The organism is Sutcliffiella horikoshii, from assembly GCF_002157855.1.
In the GTDB taxonomy this organism is placed as follows: Bacteria; Bacillota; Bacilli; order Bacillales; family Bacillaceae_I; genus Sutcliffiella_A; species Sutcliffiella_A horikoshii_C.
The window spans coordinates 1,710,374-1,733,107 of the sequence record NZ_CP020880.1; the positions used below are offsets into that span (position 1 = coordinate 1,710,374).

The following is a 22,734-nucleotide window of genomic DNA, read 5'->3' on the forward strand; positions in this document are numbered from 1 at the left end:
ATATTAGATTTTTAAACGAATAGAGAAGGCATACAGGAGGAAACAAAAATGGACATAAGAAAACAGACGGAAGAGATTGTCCAAGCCTTAGGGGGAAAAGAAAACGTTAGCGCAGCCACACATTGTGTGACTCGACTCCGTTTGGCTTTGCATGATGAAAGTAAGGTAGACCAAAAAGCGTTAGAAAGCATTGATGTGGTGAAGGGTTCTTTCTCCACTAATGGTCAATTCCAAGTTGTAATCGGACAAGGAACGGTCAATAAGGTTTACAAAGAGTTTGTAGACATTACCGGTGTTGGAGAGGCCTCAAAGGATGAGGTGAAGAAGGCTGCCGAATCCAACTTGAATCCCTTGCAGCGTGCCATAAAAACTTTGGCGGATATTTTTATTCCAATACTGCCTGCCATTGTTACAGCAGGTCTACTAATGGGGATAAACAATTTATTAACAGGTCCTGGTATCTTTTATGATGAACAATCTGTTATTGATGTTCATACAGAATGGTCGGATATTGCAAGTATCATTAACCTGATAGCCAATACCGCCTTTGTCTTTTTGCCGGGGCTGATTGGTTGGTCCGCCGCAAAACGTTTTGGTGGCAGTGAACTGTTAGGGATTGTGCTTGGACTTATGCTTGTGCACCCTGATCTTCTTAATGCATGGGGATATGCGGAAGCACAAGAAGATGGAGCAGTTGAAACATGGAAATTCTTCGGATTAGAGATTGAAAAAGTCGGATACCAAGGACAAGTATTGCCTGTGCTTGTTGCAGCATTTGTATTGGCTAAAGTAGAACAATTTTTATCCAAACGTGTAAGTGATGCGTTTCATATGCTTATCGTACCGCCAATCACTTTATTATTAACAGGCTTCGTGACATTTGTAGCCATCGGTCCTGTTACATTTGCAATCGGTAATTTCCTGACGAACGGCTTTGTCGGAATTTTTGATGCAGTACCGGCACTAGGTGGACTTATTTATGGTGGTTTATATGCACCGTTAGTTATTACAGGGATGCATCATACTTTCCTTGCAGTAGATTTTCAGCTTATTGCTACTATTGGTGGAACGTTCTTATGGCCGATGGTTGCCCTGTCTAACATCGCACAAGGTTCAGCTGCCTTTGCCATGATGCTTGCGACGAAAGATGAGAAGCTGAAGGGATTGGCGTTAACATCTTCCATTTCTGCTTGGTTGGGGATTACAGAACCAGCAATGTTTGGTGTTAACTTACGTTTCCGCTATCCATTCTTCGCAGCAATGATTGGATCTGCCATTGCAGGAATCATCATCACCATTGCAGGAGTAAAAGCTCCGTCCATTGGGGTTGGTGGAATACCTGCATTCTTCTCCATTATGGCGGAATACTGGCCAATTTTCTTCCTTGGAATGGGAATTGTGCTTGTTGTACCATTTGTCATTACTTTTTTAATAGCAAAAGTGAAAATGAGAAAAGAAGCGTAGAGATTGTAAAAAGGGGTTGGACCCCTTTTTACAATTTTTTCAATTATGAAGGGAGAGATTGATAGATGAAGCATTCTTGGTGGAAGGAAAGTGTCGTATATCAAATTTATCCTCGTAGTTTTATGGATTCCAACGGCGATGGAATTGGTGATATCCAAGGTATTATTATGAAGCTGGATTATCTGAAGGAGCTTGGTATCGATACCATATGGCTCTCACCTGTGTATGAATCGCCAAATGATGATAATGGATACGACATTAGTAACTACATGAAAATAATGGACGAGTTCGGATCAATGGAAGATTGGGAAGAGCTGTTACAGCAGGTACATATGAGAGAAATGAGTTTGATTATGGACCTAGTGGTCAATCATACATCTGATGAGCACAAGTGGTTTATGCAGGCGAAAACATCTAGAGATAATCCGTATCGTGACTATTATATTTGGAGGGACCCAAAAGGAGACGGCAAGGAGCCGAACAACTGGGCATCCAATTTTGGAGGTTCTGCTTGGGAATACAATGAAGAAACAAAAGATTACTACTTGCACTTATTCTCCAAAAAACAGCCAGACCTAAACTGGGAAAACGAACAGCTTCGTGAAGAAGTGTATCGCATGATGAAATGGTGGTTGGATAAAGGTGTTGACGGTTTTAGGATGGATGTCATCAACTTTATTTCTAAAGTAGATAACTTCCCTGACGGAGAGATTAAAAACGGGAAAAAATATGCTTCAGGAAGTAAGTACTACCGTAACGGCCCAAAGATTCATGATTATTTGAAAGAAATGAATGAGAAAGTATTATCCCAATATGATGTCATGACCGTCGGAGAAATGCCCGGGGTTACTCCAGATCAAGCAAAAGACTACACAGGTGAAGAAAGAAATGAACTGAACATGGTGTTCCAATTTGAACATATGGGATTGGATAATGGACCAAATGGGAAATGGGACTTGCAGGAACTAGATTTAATTGAGCTCAAACAGAGTTTATCAAGGTGGCAGTATGCTCTAGCAGAAGGCGGCTGGAACAGTCTCTATTATAATAACCATGATCAACCAAGGTCTGTTTCAAGATTTGGAAATGACGGGGATTACCGCATAGAATCGGCTAAAATGCTGGCTACGCTTCTTCATATGATGAAAGGTACTCCATATGTCTACCAAGGTGAAGAAATCGGCATGACAAATGTACGATTTGATTCAATCGAATCTTACAAAGATATTGAAACTCTTCAAGCTTATTCTGACTTAAAAGAGCAGGGATGGAGTGAAGAGGAAGTGATGGAGAGTATTTTCAAAAAAAGCAGGGACAATGCCAGAACTCCAATGCAATGGAATGATGAGGATCACGCTGGCTTTTCTAGCGGGGAACCATGGATGGCCGTCAACCCTAATTACAAATCTATCAACGTAGAAGCGGAAAGAAATAATGAACATTCTATCTTTAACTATTACAAACGTCTGATTCAATTGCGGAAGCAAAATGAACTGATCGTTTACGGGGATTACCAATTGATACTTGAGGATGATCCGGAGATTTTCTCCTATGTTAGAAGTTATCAAGACAAAAAGCTGCTAGTGATTTGCAACTTCTATGATAAAGAGCCAACATTCAAGCTACCAAGAGATATTAATTTCATGACCAAACAACTATTAGTAAGCAACTATACGGTAGAAGAACAAAGTAATATTGCTGAATTCACTTTGCAGCCTTATGAAGCACGAGTGTATTTATTGAATTAACATCTATTAATTAAAATATAGAAAAAGAGGTGCTTGAAGATGAGCAAAATAATAGAACAAGAACCGTGGTGGAAAAGGTCTGTTGTTTATCAGATCTATCCAAAAAGCTTCAATGATACTACAGGAAACGGAGTAGGTGATATCCAAGGTATTATTGAGAAGCTTGATTACTTAAAAGAACTTGGAGTGGATGTTATTTGGTTGACTCCTATTAATAAATCACCGCAAAAAGATAATGGTTATGATATCAGCGATTATTTTTCCATTCACGAAGAATACGGAACGATGGAAGATTTTGATCAGCTTTTATCCCAAGCGCATGATAGAGGAATAAAAGTTATCATGGACATTGTCGTGAACCATACATCCACCGAGCATGAATGGTTTCAGAAATCAATAGAACAGAAAGATAATAACCCGTATCGCGATTTTTATATTTGGAAAGACAGCAAGCAAGATGGCAGCGAACCAACAAATTGGGAATCCAAGTTTGGCGGCAATGCTTGGCAATATGATGAAAAAACAGGTCAATGGTATTTGCATCTATTTGATGTGACGCAAGCAGACTTGAATTGGGAGAATGAAGAAGTTCGCAAACAAGTCTATGATATGATGAAGTTTTGGTTTGAAAAGGGAGTGGATGGGTTTAGGTTAGATGTAATTAATCTCATTTCCAAAGACCAGAGTTTTCCGGATGATGACGGATCGGTGCCTCCAGGCGATGGTCGTAAATTTTACACAGACGGGCCACGCGTTCACGAATATATGAATGAAATGTACGAAAAAGTGTTTTCAAAATATGACAGCATGACAGTAGGGGAAATGTCTTCTACCACAATTGATCATTGTATCAAATACACTCGACCAGATCGAAACGAGCTCAGCATGACATTTAACTTCCATCATTTAAAAGTGGATTATCCGAATGGAGAAAAATGGTCTGTTGCAGATTTTGACTTCCAACAATTAAAGGATATTTTATCTACATGGCAAATTGAGATGGAAAAAGGCGGCGGTTGGAATGCCTTGTTCTGGTGCAACCATGATCAACCTCGTGTCGTATCCCGCTATGGTGATGATGGCAAATATCACAATAAATCAGCAAAAATGCTAGCAACAAGCATGCATATGATGAGAGGTACTCCTTACATTTATCAAGGAGAAGAGTTTGGAATGACCAACCCAGGGTTTGTGAAAATTAGTGACTACCGGGACGTGGAGTCCTTAAATATTTTCAACTTAAAGAAGGAAGCAGGTATGAGTGAGGAGGAGATATTGGAGATTCTTCGCCATAAGTCCCGCGATAATTCCAGAACGCCAGTTCAGTGGAATAGAGAAGAAAATGCAGGGTTTACAAATGGCACACCCTGGATTGGAGTAGCAAGTAATTATAAAGAAATTAACGCAGAAACGGCTTTGAATGACGAAGATTCCGTTTTCTATCATTATAAAAAGTTAATTGAACTACGCAAGAACTATGATGTTATCACACATGGAGATTTTCAATTGATTTCAGGAGATGATCCGCAAATCTTTGCCTATATCCGTAATTGTGAGAATGAAAAACTTCTTGTGGTAAGCAATTATTATGGCAAAGAAAGTTCTTTTGTGCTGCCAGTGGATATTGATGTGGATGGCTACAAGTCAGAAGTGTTAGTAAGCAACTATGAAGATTCTAACAGTCAGTTTAATGAAATAACCCTTCGTCCATACGAATCCATCGTTTATCACCTGAAAAAGTAGTGCTACAATAGCTGTAGGTGGTAGAAAATGAAAAATAACAAATATCAGGCAATTTATCAGCAGTTGGTAATGAAAATAGAAAAACAGGATTTCGTAGCGGGGAGTAAGCTTCCGTCCGAGCATGATCTGATGGAACTTTTCGATACTTCAAGAGAAACGGTAAGAAAGGCTCTAAATCAACTTGCTCAGAATGGTTATATTCAAAAAGTTCGTGGAAAAGGCTCTATTGTGCTTGCACGTGATAAATTTGATTTTCCTATTTCAGGTTTGGTCAGCTTCAAGGAATTAGCCGAGAAAATGGGTAGGCCTTGGCAAACAGTTGTGCACGAACTAGAAAGTGTTGTTGACTCTTCTGATTTAGAATCTAAATTAGGGGAAAGCGAACTATGGAAGGTGGTCCGTTCGCGCAGAGTGGATGATGAAAGTATCATTTTGGATAAAGATTACTTCATCAAAAGCCAAGTTCCTTATCTTGACCAGGATATTTGCAAAAACTCCATTTACAATTATCTTGAGTCTGAGCAAGGTCTGCAGATAGCTTTTGCCGATAAAGAAGTTACAGTAGAGGAAGCAACAGATGAGGACAGGCAGTTACTGGACTTAAATGGACTTACTCATGTGGTAGTGGTGAAAAGTATCGTTCATTTGGATGATGCAAGTCCCTTTCAATATACAGAATCGCGCCACCGACTGGACAAATTCCGATTTGTTGATTTTGCAAGAAGAATGAAGTGATTGTAGGGAAAGACACTCTCGGTGGATGGGAGTGTCTTTTTCATTCGAGCAGAACGAGGACAGTGTTTCAGGAATAAGGCAAAAATTGTCCTCGTACGAGTTGAACTAGGACAATGTTTTAGGATTAAGGTAAAAGATTGTCCTCGTACGAGTTGAACGAGGACAATGTTTCAGGAATAAGGCAAAGATTGTCCTCGTACGAGTTGAACGAGGACAATGTTTTAGGATTAAGGTAAAAGATTGTCCTCGTACGAGTTGAACGAGGACAATGTTTTAGGATTAAGGTAAAAGATTGTCCTCATACGAGTTGAACGAGGACAATGTTTTAGGATTAAGGTAAAAGATTGTCCTCATACGAGTTGAACGAGGACAATGCTTCAGGAATAAGGCAAAGATTGTCCTCGTATTAATATCGTAATTTTCAAAAATATCATTTAAATTATTTCCTCCTTCTTATATAATGGTTATATAAAATATTCGATTATCGAAATAAATGGAGGGGAAGTAGATGGCACAGGTATTAAATAAAGCATTGAAAAGAGAGGAAGTCCCTGTAGAGCAAACTTGGAACCTCGAAGATTTGTTTGGTTCCACAAGAGAATGGGAGCAGGAGTTACAAGGGGTCCAACAAGATCTTTCCACTGTCACCCGATATAAAGGAAAAGTTGTGAAAGATGCGAAAACATTACTTATGTGTTTAAAGGACAAAGATTCATTGACAGAAAGAGTTATGAGGGTAATGACTTACGCATCCCTGAAACAATCCGAAGATGGAACAAATCCTGATAATCAGGCTAATTCAACTCGTGTAGGCGGCATGCTTTCCAACTTCAGCGCAAGTATATCGTTTTTCGAATCTGAGATCCTCCAACTAAGCGAAGAAACATTGAATGCATACATATTAGAAGAACCAGAGTTGGAAGAGTATAAAAAGACCTTGATGGATGTTTTGGAAACAAAGCCACATAAACTTTCGCCTGAGGCAGAAGAAGTACTTTCTGCTTTCGGAGAAGTGCATAATGCACCATATACCATCTATCAAAGAAGTTTAATATCGGATATGAGATTTCCTTCATTCTTTACTGATGATGGAAAGGAGCATCCGTTATCTTTTAATTCTTTTCCTAATTATGAAGGGTCTTCCAATACAGAATTACGTAGAAAAGCGTATCAAACGTTTATTGAGACTCTAAAACAATACAAGCATACGTACGCAGCTACTTATGCAACTGAAGTGAAAAAGCAGGTAGTAGAAGCGCGTCTGCGAAACTATGATTCTGTAACGGATATGCTTCTTCACGACCAACAGGTGACTAAAGAAATGTATCATAATCAGTTGGATACCATCCAAAATGAGTTGGCACCACATATGCGCAGATATGCAAAATTGAAAAAGCGCGTGCTGGGTTTGGAGACGATGCATTTCTGTGACTTAAAAGCTCCACTAGATCCAGATTTCAACCCTGAGATTACCTATGAGGAAGCATCTAAATTAATTTTAGAGTCCTTGGAAGTGATGGGACCTGAATACATAGAAATTATGGAAGAAGGGCTAAACAATCGTTGGGTTGATCTGGCTGATAACGTAGGGAAGGGTTCTGGTGCTTTTTGTTCCAGTCCGTATGGTGTTCATCCATACATTCTCATGACATGGAGTGACTCGATGAGGAATGCCTATACACTGGCACATGAATTGGGTCATGCAGGGCATTTCCGCTTAGCAGGCAGATACCAGAAGCTTTCTAACACCCGTCCATCAAGGTATTTTGTCGAAGCGCCTTCCACTATGAATGAAATGCTCTTAAGTCAGCACATCTTATCTCAGCCAAATGATGAAAGAATGCGCAGATGGGTAATCTTACAATCATTAGGGACGTATTATCATAATTTTGTGACACATATTCTTGAAGGGGAGCTTCAGCGTAGGGTTTACAACCTAGCAGATAAAGGGACTCCTATTACTGCCAATGTCCTCTGTGAACAAAAGACCTCCCTGCTTTCTGAATTCTGGGGAGATGAAGTGCAAATGGATGAAGGGGCTGGATTGACCTGGATGCGACAGCCACATTATTATATGGGGCTTTATCCATATACTTATTCTGCTGGACTGACTGCTTCTACGGCAGCAGCCAAACAGATCCAGGAAGATGGCCAGCCGGCTGTGGATCGTTGGTTATCCGCTTTAAAAGCAGGAGGAACATTGAAACCGTTAGAATTGATGCAATTGGGTGGAGTTGATATGACAACACCTGAACCAATTAAGACAGCTGTCGCTTATGTTGGATCATTGATTGACGAACTAGAAAAGAGCTTTTCCTAAACCAAGCCAACACCTTATCTAAACACAGATAAGGTGTTTCTTTTTAGGCTTTTCTGAAATGAACCAGCTTAATCTATCAACATTTCCGTACTAAACCCGATAGAAAAAGAAGAGAACTAATTAGTAAAGAACGGAAGGGCGTATCAAATATGGAAAAGACAAGTGGAATCTTATTAGACTCCGGAACAAACGAAGTGGAATTTCTTGAGTTTCTAATAGGTAGTACCAGCTTTGGGATAAATGTATTAAAAGTAAGAGAAATCATCAAACCTGTAGCCGTGACCAAAATCCCACATTCTCACAGAAATGTGGAAGGAATCATGGAACTAAGGGGAGAAGTGCTGCCAATCATTAACCTGAGAACGGCATTAAATATAGAAGAGAAAAGTGAGTTTTTGGAAGAAAAGTTTATCGTTACAGAATTCAATGGCATGAAAGTCATTTTGAGGGTCGATCACGTAACTCAGATTCACCGTTTATCATGGGCTGAAATGGAAAAACCTGCTTCCTTACAGCATGGATTTGAAGATCATATCACCGGAATTATCAAACAACCATCACAGATGATACTTCTGTTGGATGTGGAGAAGATTATGTTTGATATATATCCAAACCTTGATAAAGAAGCGTCCCGTCTTCATGAAAATCTTAACCCTGCTCGAAGTGAAAAACGGATTATGATTGCTGAAGATTCTCCGATGTTAAGAAAACTTTTAGAAGAGACGTTGCTCGGTGCAGGATTTGAACATATTCAATTTTTTGAAAATGGAAAAAGTGCATGGGATTTCATGGAGACCGTAGTGAAAAATGGAGAGCAAAATGTAGACTTGTTAATTACGGATATTGAGATGCCCCAAATGGATGGTCATCACCTCACGAAGAAAATCAAGGAAGATGGCTTTCTTTCCAAGATACCGGTTATCATCTTCTCTTCCCTGATAACCGATCATCTAAGACATAAAGGGGAACAAGTAGGAGCGAATGCCCAAATCAGCAAACCTCAATTGACAAAGTTAGTGGAATTACTAGATGAGCAACTGCTAATTAACTGACCTTATAAAGGAATGGAACAGCCCAATCTATTAAAAGATTGGGCTGTTGTCAATTCATCTTATAAGTAGCTCTCACCAAGTTTTTTAAATACAGGCTTTTGGTACTGTCTTTTTGGATGATTTTTTTGTCCATCTGTCGGTTGGAAATTGGTGTACCGTTGAAGTAAACTTTTTGCTACAGATAATGACATGTTAGCTTTGGGATTGCGATAATGATCATTTAACTCGCCAAGATGCGGCAATTCTGTGAAGTCTTCTTTTGAAGGCGGAAGATGAAAGTAATATTCCCCTGCCAATACAAGAACGTCAGATTGTTGGCGGCTGTTCTTGGGGTTTCTAGAAAAATGCAATCCTTTTTTTGTAGCTTTGCCTTCGGTGATAAGTTTCTCTAAGGCTTTTCTTTTTAATGTATAGAGAAACTTTGGATCCGGCGCGGTTTTTGCATGCCGATTGACAGTAAAGATGGCACGTGAGAGGTTTTCAATAGAAGATTCAATAGGGGAATCGGTTTTTCTTTGGTTTGAATAACTTTTATTATGCATAATAGGCTCCTTTCCTTTCCCTTATTATACTGTGCCTTCACTGAAAATGGAAGGGTAGCCCCAACTTCATCCATTAAAGGGCTGAAGATAGAGCATGTTCCGTGTTTTTATTCATAATGGAGATGAAAATATCAACAAACTCCGGATCCCATTGGGTGCCCCTTCCGCTTTGCAGAATAACCAGTGCCTTATCCTTTTTCATCCCTACCCGATATGGACGATCCGATGTCATGGCGTCATAGGCATCCGCGACAGCAATGATTCTGCCGAAAAGCGGAATCTCGTGACCAATTAATCTATCAGGGTAGCCATTTCCATCAAAGCGTTCATGATGGTTTCTGACACCTGGGATTAATGGTGACATTGCCTCTTTTGGCTGTACCTGGTCTAAAATTGTCGCGCCAAGCAAAGGATGTCGTTTTATTTCTTCGAATTCTAAATCTGTAAGCTTCCCATCCTTTAATAATACCTCGTCTTTCACTCCAATTTTGCCGATGTCATGAAGAAGGGCGGCGTTTTTTAGCAGCTCAAGCTGATGCGGGGGCAGTCCAGCTTTTTCGCCAATTAATACGGAGTACCTGCTTACTCTCAATGAATGTCCTGCTGTGTAGGGGTCGCGTGCGTCAAGGGTGGTGGAAAGGGTTTGATAGAAACTTTCCATCAACAGCCTATTCGTTTCATTTCTCTCTTCAAGTCCTTGCACCATGGAGTTAAAGCCTTGAATCACTTGGGAAAATTCATCAGAATACAATTCCTTTGCGGGTGATAGATTGTTATTTTCTACGTTTTGCATTCCTTTTAACAGTTGAGAGATGGGTTGGATGATGTCTTTAAATAACAAAAAAGCCCCAAAAGAAGAAAATCCTGCAGCAATGAGAAGAATCAATACTCCCCAATTCCAGAAATCCACTTCCAGGGTAAGAGTTTCAAAACGGACTTCGGTTGCCAAACTGAATAAAAGTACTGGAAAGATCCCGATAAATAATGCTCCTACAAGAAATTTAGTACGTAAAGATACGATGATATCACCGTTTATAGATAAAGGAAGTTGATACATTTTCTGAGTGGTTTCCTGTAAACAGTCCAAAACCGGTCTAATAGCTTTGACAGTAAGAAAATACTCTATAAACGCGTGCATTCCGGCAATTAACACGGCACCAAGAGAAGCAAGAAAGACATATCGAAAGGGCATGTCCAAGAGCCCTGAGTGTATGCAGATTATCGCAAGGGTGATGGCGGGAACGGAAAGCCCAAGCAGGTGGGGACCTATAATTCTTTTAACTGTTAAAATGGGAAAGCGTTGTATATGTAAAAAAGCTTTCTGAAAGTCGGTATATGTATTATTTGTATTAGTAAGTATCACTTTGATCGGTTGCAGTTGTTTATGGAATGCGTAAAATTCACACAGCACCATGATGAATGCAGAAGAAAATAAAATGCTAACCATGATATTAATCTCAGAAAGGGATAGGTTTAGCGTAGAGAAGATTAGGATGCCGCCTACCCCGAGAACTGCTATGGATGAACCAAGGATATAATTTATGACAAGCTGTTTTACAAAACGAGTATATGTTTGCTGATGCAAGAAATCCCTTCCTTTATCACTAAATATTTCTAGTACAATTATAATCAATCTTTTCGGTATGTTCTAGTAAATTTGTTGGATATGGAAGGTAAATGTTATGAAGGGCGAATTAGAACACTGGTCCCATTAGGTACCATGGATGCAAGTTGAAGTACATCTTGGTTATACATGCGGACACATCCGCGTGAGACAGCCTTTCCAATAGAGCTGGGATCGTTCGTACCATGAATACCATAGGATAATTTGGAGAGGGAGAGCCACATTGCGCCGAATGGCCCACCAGGGTTAGGTTGTCGGTTTACGATAACATAATTGCCAATAGGTGTTTCAAAGAGCATCCTGCCAACTGCAATGGGATATGTTTTAATAATGATCCCATTTTCCTTTAGAACCAGTTTCCTACTAGCAATGGATATTTCAATAGAATAGGGGATGGTATTTGCATCAGGCAGACCGGGAATGATGATTTGCTGACCAGGATATATTACATTAGGGTTTGAAATGGAATTTACAGCCAAAATCTCAGCTAATGGCCGCCGATAATCCAACGAAATAGAACTTAGTGTTTCTCCTCGCCTCACTACATGTACAGCCACCACACTCACCTCTTTTATCATGATGTAAAAAAGCCGGTGCAGAGTGTGCAGCGGCTTTGGGTTTCGATCAATCCATTATCTATAATAAGGATAAGGTGGATATGGTCTCGGGTACGGTCCTGGGTATGGTCCATAATAAGGGTAAGGTGGATAGTATGGTCTAGGAGCTAAAAGAGAACCTACTGCCAATCCCCCTAAAAACGGAAAAAAAGGAAACCCGAAACCTAATCCTCCAATAAATCTGTTATTCGGGTAGTTTCGATACATGGACATATGCCTCCTTTATAGAGTCTCTATAAGGTATGGCAATGGTAAAGGGCTTGCGCTTGTACCAGATAGCCCATTTATTGACGTTCTAAAGTGAAAAATGTAATTTCCGGCGGCGCCAAAAAGCGGTAAGGCTCCCTAGTAGTGCCTAGCCCTTTATTCACATATAGAGTCAAATCATCAAAATAGTAAAAGCCTTCATAAAATTTGGATCCAAGAGGAGGAGTAATAAGCGGACCGAAAAAGGGAATCTGCACTTGTCCTCCATGGGAGTGTCCGGAAAGTTGAAGATTTACATGAAACTGCTCTGCTATAGAGTCAGCTGCATCTCCTTCATGGGCCAATAATATCGTATAAGCATCTTCAGGGATATTACGCAAAGTTTCATTAAAATCAGGTCTTCCCAGCATCAAATCATCCACACCTGCAATGTATATTTGACTTTTGTCTATTAACTCTATGGTAGTATTCTCATTTTTTAACACAGTGAAATCGGAAGACTCCATAATTTCCTCATAAGTCTCTGTTCCATATCCTCCATGGTCGTGGTTTCCATAAATCGCAAATTTGCCAAGTGGAGCTTTGATTTGTTTCAAGATATTTATAAGGTTATAGGAGCCATCGTACTCTAATGGATTGTCCATCAGATCTCCAGTGAAAAAGACAATATCAGGTTCCTCTTCATTTATAAGGCGTACTACTTTTTCTAATTCTGCTTGTCCGAAATGATGGCCAACATGCGTATCAGAAAATTGAGCAATCTTTATTCCGGAAAAACTTTTAGGAATAGTAGAGTGCTTAACTTTATGTTTTAATATGTTCATTTGTTTTGGTTCTATATATCTAGCATAAAAATAGCCTACACCAGTTGTCAGCAAAGCGGTGAAGACTATTGTAAAGATACGTTTAAAAAAGCCTCGCCTCGTCATTTTACTCATATATATATACCAACCTTACCTAATATGATATCAACCATTATAGCACCTTTTAGAGAGGAATTTCTCTTTCTATCTTTCTACTTTTATATGGAAACTTTTTGTATAAATTTTATAAAACATTTTAATTATTTTGAATATTAGGTTAGAATAGTATAGAGACATAGGATTGGGGGAGATTTTATGGGAGAAAAGAAAGTTGTCATCGTTACGGGTGGCTCTAGCGGTATGGGGAAATATATGGCGTTGAAGTTCGCTCAAGAAGGTTATAATGTGGTGATTACCGGTCGTGATCTTGATCGCCTTGCGCAAGCTAAAGAGGAGATTCAGGGACATGATGGTGAGGTATTGACAGTGCAGATGGATGTAAGAGAGCCTGAGCATGTGGAGAGAATGGTTAAGTTGACGGACGAAGCATTTGGTAGAATTGATGTGCTTGTCAACAATGCAGCCGGTAACTTTATCTGCCCGGCTGAAAAATTATCTGTTAACGGTTGGAAGTCTGTCATTGACATCGTCTTGAATGGAACGTTTTATTGCAGCTCTGCCGTAGGGAATTATTGGATGCAAAGAAATGTGAAGGGCAGCATGATTAACATGGTAGCAACTTACGCTTGGAATGCGGGAGCAGGTGTGGTGCATTCTGCTGCTGCGAAAGCAGGAGTACTATCTCTTACTAGAACCCTTGCAGTGGAATGGGGAACAAAATACGGAATCCGCGTAAATGCAATTGCTCCAGGACCTATCGAAAGAACTGGTGGGGCAGACAAATTGATGCAATCTGAGGAAGAAGCTAAAAAAGTTGCGGAAAGTGTCCCATTGAAGCGTTTTGGTACACCTGAAGAAATTGCAGAATTAGCATTTTTCCTAAGCTCCGAAAAAGCAGCCTACATAAATGGAGAATGCGTAACCATGGACGGCGGCCAATGGCTCCAACCATTCCCGTTTTAAGTTATAGTGATTTATAGCTGTTAATTGGAGCAAAAGGCGAAGACTCCTGCGGGGGAGTAACGGCAATGTTGAGACCCCGCAACGAAGTGAGGAGGCTCAAGGTCGCCCCGCGGAAAGCGAAGCCATTTGCGGAAATTAACAGCGGTTGTAAAGAAGGTAAAAGCTCGAGTAAAGCAATTTTATTGCTTTACCGGGCTTTTTTTCATACTTGTATACCCGTTTTGCTCATACTAAGCAAAAGCAACAAGGAGGAAACCCAATGAGCATTTATTACAAGTATGACTGGGACGAAGAAAATAAAGAATTGACAGTATATATTAACCCAACAGAAGCATTCTACGAGTTTTCCGTAGAATACGCCAGTAACCATGAAAAATTATCAAAAAGAAAAAACCTACTGGATTCAGCAAGGAAATTGGCCTCAGAAGTATTGCCCAAAGGGACGGTTGTCAACAGCTATCGAGTGAAATTTCAACAATTTCTCATAGCTGTACTAGATGAAAAGAATGGAGCCACAAGAGAACTGTTAGAAGGTCCAGCTTGCGGAAGTTACAAAGTGAAACAAAATGAAACGTTAAAAGACATATCGCAAATGTTTTCAGTTGATGAGAATAGCTTAAGAAAGGTAAATCAACTTGATGGTGAAACCATATTTGTTGGGATGAACATTAAGGTACCTTGTTATCTTCACACAGTGGTAACTTCAGACAGCTTACTAAAAATAGCTAAGAGATATGATATTTCACGGGATTCAATTAGACGATTAAACAATCTCGATACTGATTGCTTGAAAATTGGCCAAGAATTAAAAATCCCAAAAAGAATGCAATAAAATCCTGTCACCTTTTTATTTTCGCGTCATAAATTGGGCTAAATCATGATATAATCGTTCCAAACAAGACAAAGGGGAGAACGAGATGGATCCACTTGATATTATGACAAATATCGAAAAGGTCACCCCTTATTATCAAGCAATTTTCAGTGCTGCTTCCCAAGAAGTCATTGGGTATGAAGTACTTGGAAGATTCCAGATGGAGAACGGTGATGTGAAAAGTTTAGGGGCATTTTTTCGTGATAAAACAGTGCCTGGGGAATACCAGCTCGAAGTGGATAAGGTTATCATAAATAAAGCTTTAACCTATTATACCGAGCAAGATTGCACGTCGAAGTTATTTTTCAACCAAAATGCAGAACTTCTTTTGGAAGATCAGGGTGAATCTTTGCTTGAACTCTTTCTGTCCTATGTTCCAAGAGGGTTAAAGCTTGAGAATATTGTAATTGAAGTAGATGAACATTCATCTATGGAAGGGGAGGAATTTCTCCAACATCTTTTCAATTACTATAGGACTTATGGTATCCAACTTTCTGTAGCAAATATCGGGGATGCTGGTGCAAATATGGATCGAATTGGACGCTTAAATCCTAATATACTAAAGGTTAATTTAGAAATCCTTCGTCAATCATATGAAGTCGCGGCCCACCAAGATATTTTGTATTCTTTATCCATTTTATCTAGGAAAATAGGAGCTGCATTAATGTATGAGAACATGGAAGCATCTTTTCAATTACAGTATGCTTGGAGAAATGGTGGAAGGTACTACCAGGGTTACTATCTGCATAAACCTGAACCTAATTTTATTGACATTTACCATGCAAAAAATGTTCTTGTAGAAAAGTTCCAACAATTCATTCGTTATGAGAAAAGGAAATTGCAAGCCATTCACCAGTTTACCGGTATGCTTCAAACTAGACTTCAACCACTTATTCTGAAAGGACATAACCTTGAAGATTATGATGAATGGTTGAACTCCATCGCGGACGAACTAACAAACATCAGCTTCAGAATGTATGTTTGTGATGAAAATGGATTTCAGCTTTCTTCGAATCTCACAAAAGATAATGGAAAGTGGAAACCAGACAAAAGTTATAAAGGGAAAAACTGGAGTTGGAGGCCATATTTCCTTGAACATGTCATGAAAATGACTATCGAGAAAAAAGGAATATTATCCGACTTGTATAGTGATATTGAATCAGGTGAAAGTGTTCGGACCTATTCTTGTCTGATTAATCAAAACCGGTTCCTATATGTGGATATTTCTTATGAGTATCTATATGAAAACCAGGATCTTTTATAAGCTATGAATAGAATTTACCCGTTTGTTTACCTTAAGAGTATAGTATGCTCGGTGAGGTGATAGAAATGGGTTCTTTTGATTTTATTTTGCTAATAGTGGCATTGCTTATTTTAGCTGGTGGAATGATTTACACTTATAAAGTTGGTCGGCAGTCAAGTACGCAGTCAGCAAATCAGGATTCTTCTATCGATGAGAAGGTTCAGGATCATTATGTGCTAAGAAATCCTGTTTTTTTAACCTACTTAATTGCGGCGGTATTGGTATTGTCATATATCGTATATGCAGGACTGAATTCCAACTGGTAATGCAAAAACCCTTACATAAAATGTAAGGGTTTTTGTTTTATCCGTATTTTTGTTTTGTCTTTAAAAATGAGGGTAAAAGTTAATAGAGTGAATAATTTGTCAGTTTTCAACGTAATTTTACGAACGGTTACGAACCCTTGTCCGCTCTGTTCTTGATACAATTAGAACACATCATCTGAGGAGGAGAATGGATTGCTTAAAAGTATGACAGGAATTATTGCCATTATAACCATACTATTTTTCGGATCAAATTATGCCAGCGCTGAACAATCCCCTAGAGACGAAGAAGTTTATACCTTTTTGAAAGATGCGTTTCAATCACAGCTTTCCTTAGGAGAGAAACATCGTTCTTTAGAAGAAATTGACCTGGTATTAGATCCGTATTTTACAAAAGAATATCAACAATCATTTCTTAAGGAGCATTTATTCGAGGAAGAAGCAGGCTATATAACATACGGAACCGACTTTCCCGCATATTACATTCCTTTCTTTAGCTATGATGAAGAAACGAAGGTGATGGAAAGCAGTGAGGATGAGATAATCATATATGAATTTTTCACATCTGAGGAGGATATGCCAAGCCTTTATGATGACCACTATGAGTACGTAAAGCTACAAGAAACACCCTCAGGTTGGAAAGTGAATGACTATGGGTTTGAATATGAGATGCCCGATTTTGTTAAAAACAATGAAATGGAACAAGAGGACTCCATCGTTACTACAGGCTCTGTGAAAGATGTAAGGATGAATCGAATCACCCCATTTGGAATGTTTGCCTATCCCTTTTTTCATTCCTTACCAGTAACGATCGGGATGATGGCATCTCAATTACTTCATGATTATAATCAGAATACCTTTCTTGTGACAAGATAATCCCACTAAAAAAGAGCGTGGAAATACGCTCTTTTTTTAGAAAGATAAGAAAGTATAAAAATCGGTTGATTTCCGTTCCAGGCGCTTCGCTAGCCTGCGTGCGGTCCGTGAGCCTCCTCACTCCGTTGCGGGGTCTCACCTGTCCCTTCCTCCCGCGGGCGTCTGCGCGCATTCCACTCCAATCAACAAGGTGACTTCATTCAGCTAAGGGGCTATGAAGAGGTTTTTACTTGAGTTAACTGTTAAAGCACTAACGTATCGTTCTAGTAATCTATAGCTGTTGATTGGAGCAAAAGGCGGAGACTCCTGAGGGAGATAGCGCTTGATGGAGACCCCGCAGGCGAAGGCCGAGGAGGCTCCAGCAGCGCCCCTAGGAAAGCGAAGCCATTTGCGGAAATCAACAGCGGTGCATAACCAAGCAACAAAACAAGGACCGGGCGGTTTACCCGGTTTTTCTTATGGAAATCAATAAAATGCTTTCTTCTAGCATCTCATTAGTGGTATGATGTATTCTCTTGCGAAATTAGCACAGTGACTTATTCCTCTATACCTAATAAATTTTGCAGCTTTGACAGGTCAAATCCTTTTACAACCTGCTCATCGACTGTTACAGTAGGAGTGGAATAAGACTGTAATTCATGTACTAAATAATCTCTTGCTTCTAGGTTCTCAGAGATGTCAATCACCTTATAGGAGATATTATGGTGTGTTAAAAATTGTTTTACCACCTGACACGGGGGACAATCAGGTTGAGTATAGACGGTTATATTCATGGATACAGCTCCTCGTAAGAAAAAATTCACAACTTCGCATGTTTTATTCGTCATTTTAGACTACAATAAAAGGGAAGTTATGTTCGAACATTATTATAAATTTGTATTCCTAACTTTTATTTTACCGGATATTGAAAGGTTTTGTACAAAAAAACGAATGGCCTTACAAAACAAGGTGAATGATATAGGTAGGAAGGAATAGAAGGAGAGTTGTTACATGTCACTATTAGTAGGGATTGTAAAAAGATTGAATGATTTAAAGGAAACATCAGAAGCAGGAAATGAACCAGCACAACGCTTTTTTGAAGTAAACGGAGAAAAAGTGTGCAGCGTGAAATTCTTCGACAAGACCAATACATATGAATTGGAAGTATTTCTAAAAGGGGAAAACCCTAAAACATATCAATTTGATAATATTGATATGATTGCTATTGAAATATTCGACCTGATCCACTAAGAATTCCAGGGAAACCCTGAATTTCGAAATGGAGGGAAGTTACATGGGTAAAAACATTGATGATTATATAGATAAAGGGCTTAAAGGAACACCGGAAACAAAGGCAAGTGAGAGACGGGAATACCTCTCGCAAATTCGTGAGCGAATTATTCTTGCATTGACAAACGGCCAAGTGATCCAGCAAAAACCTTATAAGCCCATTGCAGATCTAATGAAAAGATACCCTTCTTCCAAACTGTATCTGGATGGGGAATTGGATTATATACATCTTTCCAAATATATTCGAATTGCGAATGATAACAATATCCCATTTACTATTGTCGACGATAAAGCGTCCTCTACCAATATTGGACTAGTCCTTTCTAGTCCTACAGCAATTGATAAAGAAGATATCTTTGTATCAAAGGAAGAGTTTCAACGACATTTATAGTAGGAGTGGTTTACATGATGCCAACGGTTCACTGTCCTAAGTGCAATCGCGAAGAAGAAATGGATAAAGTACTTACTGCCCATTCAAATCAAAATGTCATGTATCGATGCCCGCATTGTGCGTATTCGAAGTCACAAATCCATACAAGTAAAGGTTAACCAGGCTGTCCATCCACAGCCTGGTTTTTTTGTGTTTATGATCTGGTTGATTTCCGTTCCAGGCGCTTCGCTTGCCTGCGGGCGGTCCGTAAGCCTCCTCACTCCGTTGCGGGGTCTTACCTGTCCCTTCCTCCCGCGGGCGTCTGCACGCCTTCCACTCCAATCAACAAGGAAACTTCATTAATATAAGGGTTATTGAGTAGCTAATAAACCTAGATAATTGAACATCATTCTTTAACGAGATTTTTAGCTGTGACTTGGAGCAAATGGCGAAGACTCCTGCGGGGGAGTAGCGGCAATGTTGAGACCCCGCAGCGAACGCGAGGAGGCTCAAGGTCGCCCCGCGGAAAGCGCAGCCATTTGCGGAAAGGAACAGCGGATTAACCATTTACCTAAGAATTTCAGATTAAAAAGGGCCGGAAAGGTTTTAATGTTTTCTTTGCGAACAACAGCTGAAAATTCATTGGATTTAACGTATAAACTTTTGATAATCGCGACAATAATGTAGATATATTTGTCATCCAACCAGCTTGAACGAAGAAAACACTACTTTTTTGGGAGGAAGGAACATATAAGTATAAGGGAAAGTACGGAAAAGGAAGTGGATAAATGGATAACCCCAGCAAGTTTATTAATATTACCCACGGCTACCTTACTTTTGAACAAGCTTATGAAAAGATCCTTTTGTTTATCCAAAAAGACGTGAGGGCCCCATACTTACTATCTATCGGTACAGATTCGCATGTTCATCAACAGGAAACCAAATTCATGACAGCGGTGCATTTGCATCGGGTTGGTAAGGGTGCTTGGGGTTGTGTAAGACCATACATCGTAAATAGAGCCATTAGAAGCCTGCATGAAAAAATTTCGCTTGAGACTGCTTTAAGTCAAGAAATTGCGATGTTATTTACAATGGAAAAATTGGAAAAGATACAAAATCTTTTACTGCCACATATAGAGCATGGCGCGGATTTCCATTTTGAAATTCATCTCGATATTGGACAAAAAGGTGCTACAAAAGATTTCATTCAGGAAATGACAGGTCGGATTACTGCCATGGGCCTAGATGCCAAAATAAAGCCGGATGCTTATACAGCTTTTTGTTATGCTAACCGCTATACAAAGTAAAACCAATCATGGAAAGGAGGGAAAATGGTGCAATGGTGACTTTAACTCAAGAGGAAAAAGATCTGCTGGTAACCTTATTAATATCAACTGACGTGGCCAAGGAATTGGTAATCAGTGAAATAAACGATATAGAGGTGGGGGAAAAGGAACTTGAGACTAGAACCTATCAAAAACTGATTGAACTGTATGATAAAATCTCATAGCGGGACGTCTTCCAGTAGCTGCCTAATCTAGGGCAGTTTTTTTGTTTTACTCTTAATTTTACAAGTTTTAAGTTAATCTTTGTCGAAGAAAGACGATTATTTTATTTTGGTTAAAATTCGAGTCCAAGTCATATTTGTGCTACAATAATATTGGTCAATTACACAAAGTGGCATATAGTATTAGAGAGTAAATATAGAGAGGAAGAACATTTATGATCAGCCTCCAAAGTAGTAAAGTATTAGGAGCAACCATTAAAGATTTAATTATTCCAGCCGAACGGGTGGCACATGTGCAAGTTAAGAATAATCTGGAACACGCTTTACTAGTTCTGACTAAAACAGGATATACAGCTGTTCCTGTTCTAGATCCTAAATATAGGTTACATGGTCTTGTCAGCACTACCCACATTATGGATTCTATACTTGGATTAGAGCGAATTGAATTTGATAAACTTGAACATATGATTGTTGAAGATGTGATGAATAAAGAACTTCCTTGTTTAAATGTAACGGATACAGTGGAGAAGGGTTTGGAGTTACTAGTGGACCATCCTTTTGTCTGTGTACAAGATGAGAACGATGTATTTGAAGGTATCCTGACCCGTCGTACAATCTTAGATAGATTAATTACACATTTTCAAACGAATGAAACGAAAAAAGACCCTGAAGCATAGGGTCTTTTTTTGTTAAAATTCAAGGTTGCATTAATTTGGTTAAAGGGTACAATTTACATAGAGTCACGAAATATATGAAGCATACTAAGAATCTATAGAGTTATTCAATAGAGAGAGAAGGGAAACATATGGGAACTGCAACACTTGAGAGGCAAGAAGTGAAACAAGCCTCACCAAACAAAACGAAGAAGCCATTGGTCCTAGCAGCTATTATGCTGGCAATGTTCATGGCAGCCATTGAAGCGACGATTGTGTCTACAGCGATGCCGGCAATTGCTGCAGATCTTGGGGGATTCTCTTTATACAGTTGGGTATTTTCTTCCTATTTATTGATGAATGCTGTAACAGTCTTAATATATGGAAAACTGTCGGACCTGTTTGGTAGAAAACCAATCCTTACATTTGGAATTATCGTCTTTTTAATCGGATCTTTATTATGCGGAATGGCTACTTCCATTGAAATGTTAATCGTGTTTCGTTTTATTCAAGGTTTTGGGGCAGGAGCCGTTATGCCGATAGCCTCCACTATTGTGGGGGATATGTACACAAAGGAGGAACGGGCAAAGATACAAGGGTATTTATCGAGTGTATGGGGAATCTCTGCAATCTTAGGGCCAGCTATAGGCGGATTGCTTGTTCAGTATGTTAGCTGGAGATTTGTATTCTGGGTAAATATCCCTTTAGGCATTTTAGCCATTATCGGTCTGTATCTCTTTCTGCATGAGGGAGTGGAAAAGAAGAAGCACTCCATTGACTATGCAGGAGCTGGCTTATTATTTGTATCTGTAAGTTCATTCATGCTTGTCATGGTAGAGGGCGGTGTAAGGTGGGAGTGGATTTCAGCTCCTGTATTTAGCCTTATTTCCTTATCCTTGATAACTTTTATATTCTTTATTTTGCAAGAAAAGAGAGCGAAAGATCCAATGATGCCGTTTGATATATGGCAAGAAAGGTCTATCTTAATTGCCAATACGACTTCGTTGACAACAGGTGTCATGTTAATTGGTATTTCTAGCTTCCTACCAGCATTTGTGCAAGGTGTCATGGAAAGGCCACCGATTGTTGCAGGCTTCACCCTGACTACCATGTCCATTGGATGGCCAATCGCTGCCATGATAGCAGGCAGGCTTTTGTTAAAAATAGGTTTCAGAACCACTTCCATTATTGGAGGAGTTGCGCTGATACTTGGAAGCATCATTTTTATGACATTGAGCCCTGATGACGGTCCAGTCTGGGCTGCATTTGGTTCGTTCATGATTGGAGTCGGAATGGGGTTTTCCACAACTGCCTTCATCGTCTCTATACAAAGCACCGTTCCTTGGCAAAAACGAGGAGTCGCAACAGCATCCAATATGTTTATGAGAACGCTCGGAAGTACCATTGGAGCAGCATTGTTAGGTGGAATCTTGAACTCAAGAATTCAGGAGCATCTACGGGAAAATGGAGCCTTGGATCAATTTTCTTTAGACTCGACGACGCTTCTTCTTAATGAGGAGCAGCGCAATCAACTTACAGAATCCATGAGAGTCTTGCTTCAAGATGGACTGACTTCCGCACTTCAGACCGTTTACCTTGTCGTTGCAGGATTTGCGGTCATCAGCTTTTTATTAATATTGCTCTTACCTAAGAAAAATGAAGAAAACGGCAACTCTTAAGGATA

General features: G+C 39.5%; 23 protein-coding genes. 18 read left to right on the forward strand and 5 right to left on the reverse strand.

Features of this window, described 5'->3' with window-relative positions:
* Positions 1-48: 48 nt before the first annotated feature.
* The 6 genes from treP (at position 49) to B4U37_RS08880 (ending at position 9,062) form a co-directional block, all read left to right on the forward strand.
* Positions 49-1,464 carry a PTS system trehalose-specific EIIBC component gene (gene treP / locus B4U37_RS08855; protein ID WP_088017931.1) on the forward strand — a complete coding sequence of 472 codons (1,416 nt, stop codon included), beginning with the start codon at positions 49-51 and terminating at the stop codon, positions 1,462-1,464.
* A gap of 65 nt (positions 1,465-1,529) precedes the next feature.
* The gene (locus B4U37_RS08860; RefSeq protein ID WP_088017932.1) at positions 1,530-3,212 is read left to right on the forward strand and encodes a glycoside hydrolase family 13 protein; all 1,683 of its coding nucleotides are present in this window, start codon (positions 1,530-1,532) and stop codon (positions 3,210-3,212) included.
* A gap of 39 nt (positions 3,213-3,251) precedes the next feature.
* Positions 3,252-4,955 (forward strand): alpha,alpha-phosphotrehalase, encoded by a 1,704-nt coding sequence (gene treC / locus B4U37_RS08865; protein ID WP_088017934.1) that lies wholly within the window; start codon positions 3,252-3,254, stop codon positions 4,953-4,955.
* 27 nt (positions 4,956-4,982) lie between these two features.
* Positions 4,983-5,690: a trehalose operon repressor gene (treR, locus tag B4U37_RS08870; protein WP_088017935.1), complete on the forward strand. Its 708-nt coding sequence runs from the start codon at positions 4,983-4,985 to the stop codon at positions 5,688-5,690.
* A 508-nt stretch (positions 5,691-6,198) separates the two neighbouring features.
* Positions 6,199-8,010 carry an oligoendopeptidase F gene (pepF, locus tag B4U37_RS08875; RefSeq protein ID WP_088017936.1) on the forward strand — a complete coding sequence of 604 codons (1,812 nt, stop codon included), beginning with the start codon at positions 6,199-6,201 and terminating at the stop codon, positions 8,008-8,010.
* A 149-nt stretch (positions 8,011-8,159) separates the two neighbouring features.
* Positions 8,160-9,062, forward strand: a complete 903-nt coding sequence (locus B4U37_RS08880; RefSeq protein ID WP_088017938.1) for a chemotaxis protein — start codon at positions 8,160-8,162, stop codon at positions 9,060-9,062.
* Between the two features lie 59 nt (positions 9,063-9,121).
* On the opposite strand, the gene B4U37_RS08885 is transcribed toward B4U37_RS08880, so the two are convergent.
* The 4 genes from B4U37_RS08885 to B4U37_RS08905 form a co-directional block, all read right to left on the reverse strand.
* Positions 9,122-9,604, reverse strand: coding sequence for a YkyB family protein (locus tag B4U37_RS08885; protein ID WP_088017939.1), 483 nt, complete (start codon positions 9,602-9,604; stop codon positions 9,122-9,124).
* A gap of 73 nt (positions 9,605-9,677) precedes the next feature.
* On the reverse strand, positions 9,678-11,189 hold the full coding sequence (locus B4U37_RS08890; protein ID WP_088017941.1) for an HD domain-containing phosphohydrolase: 1,512 nt from the start codon (positions 11,187-11,189) through the stop codon (positions 9,678-9,680).
* A gap of 95 nt (positions 11,190-11,284) precedes the next feature.
* A complete protein-coding gene (locus tag B4U37_RS08895) occupies positions 11,285-11,785 on the reverse strand; it encodes a L,D-transpeptidase family protein (protein ID WP_088017942.1) in 501 nt (166 codons plus the stop codon).
* Positions 11,786-12,129: 344 nt separating this feature from the next.
* Positions 12,130-12,990 carry a metallophosphoesterase gene (locus B4U37_RS08905; RefSeq protein WP_010192697.1) on the reverse strand — a complete coding sequence of 287 codons (861 nt, stop codon included), beginning with the start codon at positions 12,988-12,990 and terminating at the stop codon, positions 12,130-12,132.
* A gap of 180 nt (positions 12,991-13,170) precedes the next feature.
* Between B4U37_RS08905 and fadH the strand changes: the two genes are divergently transcribed.
* The 5 genes from fadH to B4U37_RS08935 all read left to right on the forward strand — a co-directional run bounded on the left by fadH (position 13,171) and on the right by B4U37_RS08935 (position 17,251).
* Entirely contained in the window at positions 13,171-13,938 is a 768-nt protein-coding gene (gene fadH, locus B4U37_RS08910) for a 2,4-dienoyl-CoA reductase (protein WP_010192699.1), read from the forward strand.
* Between the two features lie 259 nt (positions 13,939-14,197).
* Positions 14,198-14,770, forward strand: a complete 573-nt coding sequence (locus tag B4U37_RS08920) for a LysM peptidoglycan-binding domain-containing protein (protein ID WP_088017944.1) — start codon at positions 14,198-14,200, stop codon at positions 14,768-14,770.
* A gap of 85 nt (positions 14,771-14,855) precedes the next feature.
* Complete coding sequence (locus B4U37_RS08925) at positions 14,856-16,073, forward strand: EAL domain-containing protein (protein WP_088017945.1); 1,218 nt, start codon at positions 14,856-14,858, stop codon at positions 16,071-16,073.
* 65 nt (positions 16,074-16,138) lie between these two features.
* Positions 16,139-16,378, forward strand: a complete 240-nt coding sequence (locus B4U37_RS08930) for a hypothetical protein (RefSeq protein ID WP_010192707.1) — start codon at positions 16,139-16,141, stop codon at positions 16,376-16,378.
* A gap of 192 nt (positions 16,379-16,570) precedes the next feature.
* The gene (locus B4U37_RS08935) at positions 16,571-17,251 is read left to right on the forward strand and encodes a DUF3993 domain-containing protein (protein WP_088017946.1); all 681 of its coding nucleotides are present in this window, start codon (positions 16,571-16,573) and stop codon (positions 17,249-17,251) included.
* A gap of 536 nt (positions 17,252-17,787) precedes the next feature.
* Here B4U37_RS08935 and B4U37_RS08940 read toward each other — a convergent pair.
* Positions 17,788-18,024 (reverse strand): glutaredoxin domain-containing protein, encoded by a 237-nt coding sequence (locus B4U37_RS08940; protein ID WP_010192709.1) that lies wholly within the window; start codon positions 18,022-18,024, stop codon positions 17,788-17,790.
* A gap of 217 nt (positions 18,025-18,241) precedes the next feature.
* Here B4U37_RS08940 and B4U37_RS08950 point away from each other — a divergent pair, with 217 nt between their 5' ends.
* The 7 genes from B4U37_RS08950 to B4U37_RS08985 all read left to right on the forward strand — a co-directional run bounded on the left by B4U37_RS08950 (position 18,242) and on the right by B4U37_RS08985 (position 22,729).
* The gene (locus B4U37_RS08950; protein ID WP_010192712.1) at positions 18,242-18,481 is read left to right on the forward strand and encodes a YkuJ family protein; all 240 of its coding nucleotides are present in this window, start codon (positions 18,242-18,244) and stop codon (positions 18,479-18,481) included.
* A gap of 43 nt (positions 18,482-18,524) precedes the next feature.
* Positions 18,525-18,911 carry a YueI family protein gene (locus tag B4U37_RS08955; protein WP_010192714.1) on the forward strand — a complete coding sequence of 129 codons (387 nt, stop codon included), beginning with the start codon at positions 18,525-18,527 and terminating at the stop codon, positions 18,909-18,911.
* A gap of 14 nt (positions 18,912-18,925) precedes the next feature.
* Positions 18,926-19,069, forward strand: coding sequence for a hypothetical protein (locus tag B4U37_RS22205; protein ID WP_087942032.1), 144 nt, complete (start codon positions 18,926-18,928; stop codon positions 19,067-19,069).
* A gap of 609 nt (positions 19,070-19,678) precedes the next feature.
* Positions 19,679-20,197, forward strand: a complete 519-nt coding sequence (locus B4U37_RS08970) for a ribonuclease H-like YkuK family protein (protein WP_088017949.1) — start codon at positions 19,679-19,681, stop codon at positions 20,195-20,197.
* A gap of 32 nt (positions 20,198-20,229) precedes the next feature.
* Positions 20,230-20,400 carry an antirepressor AbbA gene (abbA, locus tag B4U37_RS08975; RefSeq protein WP_010192724.1) on the forward strand — a complete coding sequence of 57 codons (171 nt, stop codon included), beginning with the start codon at positions 20,230-20,232 and terminating at the stop codon, positions 20,398-20,400.
* Positions 20,401-20,612: 212 nt separating this feature from the next.
* Positions 20,613-21,074, forward strand: a complete 462-nt coding sequence (gene cbpB / locus B4U37_RS08980) for a cyclic-di-AMP-binding protein CbpB (protein ID WP_088017950.1) — start codon at positions 20,613-20,615, stop codon at positions 21,072-21,074.
* Between the two features lie 128 nt (positions 21,075-21,202).
* A complete protein-coding gene (locus tag B4U37_RS08985; RefSeq protein ID WP_088017951.1) occupies positions 21,203-22,729 on the forward strand; it encodes an MDR family MFS transporter in 1,527 nt (508 codons plus the stop codon).
* Positions 22,730-22,734 lie beyond the last annotated feature (5 nt).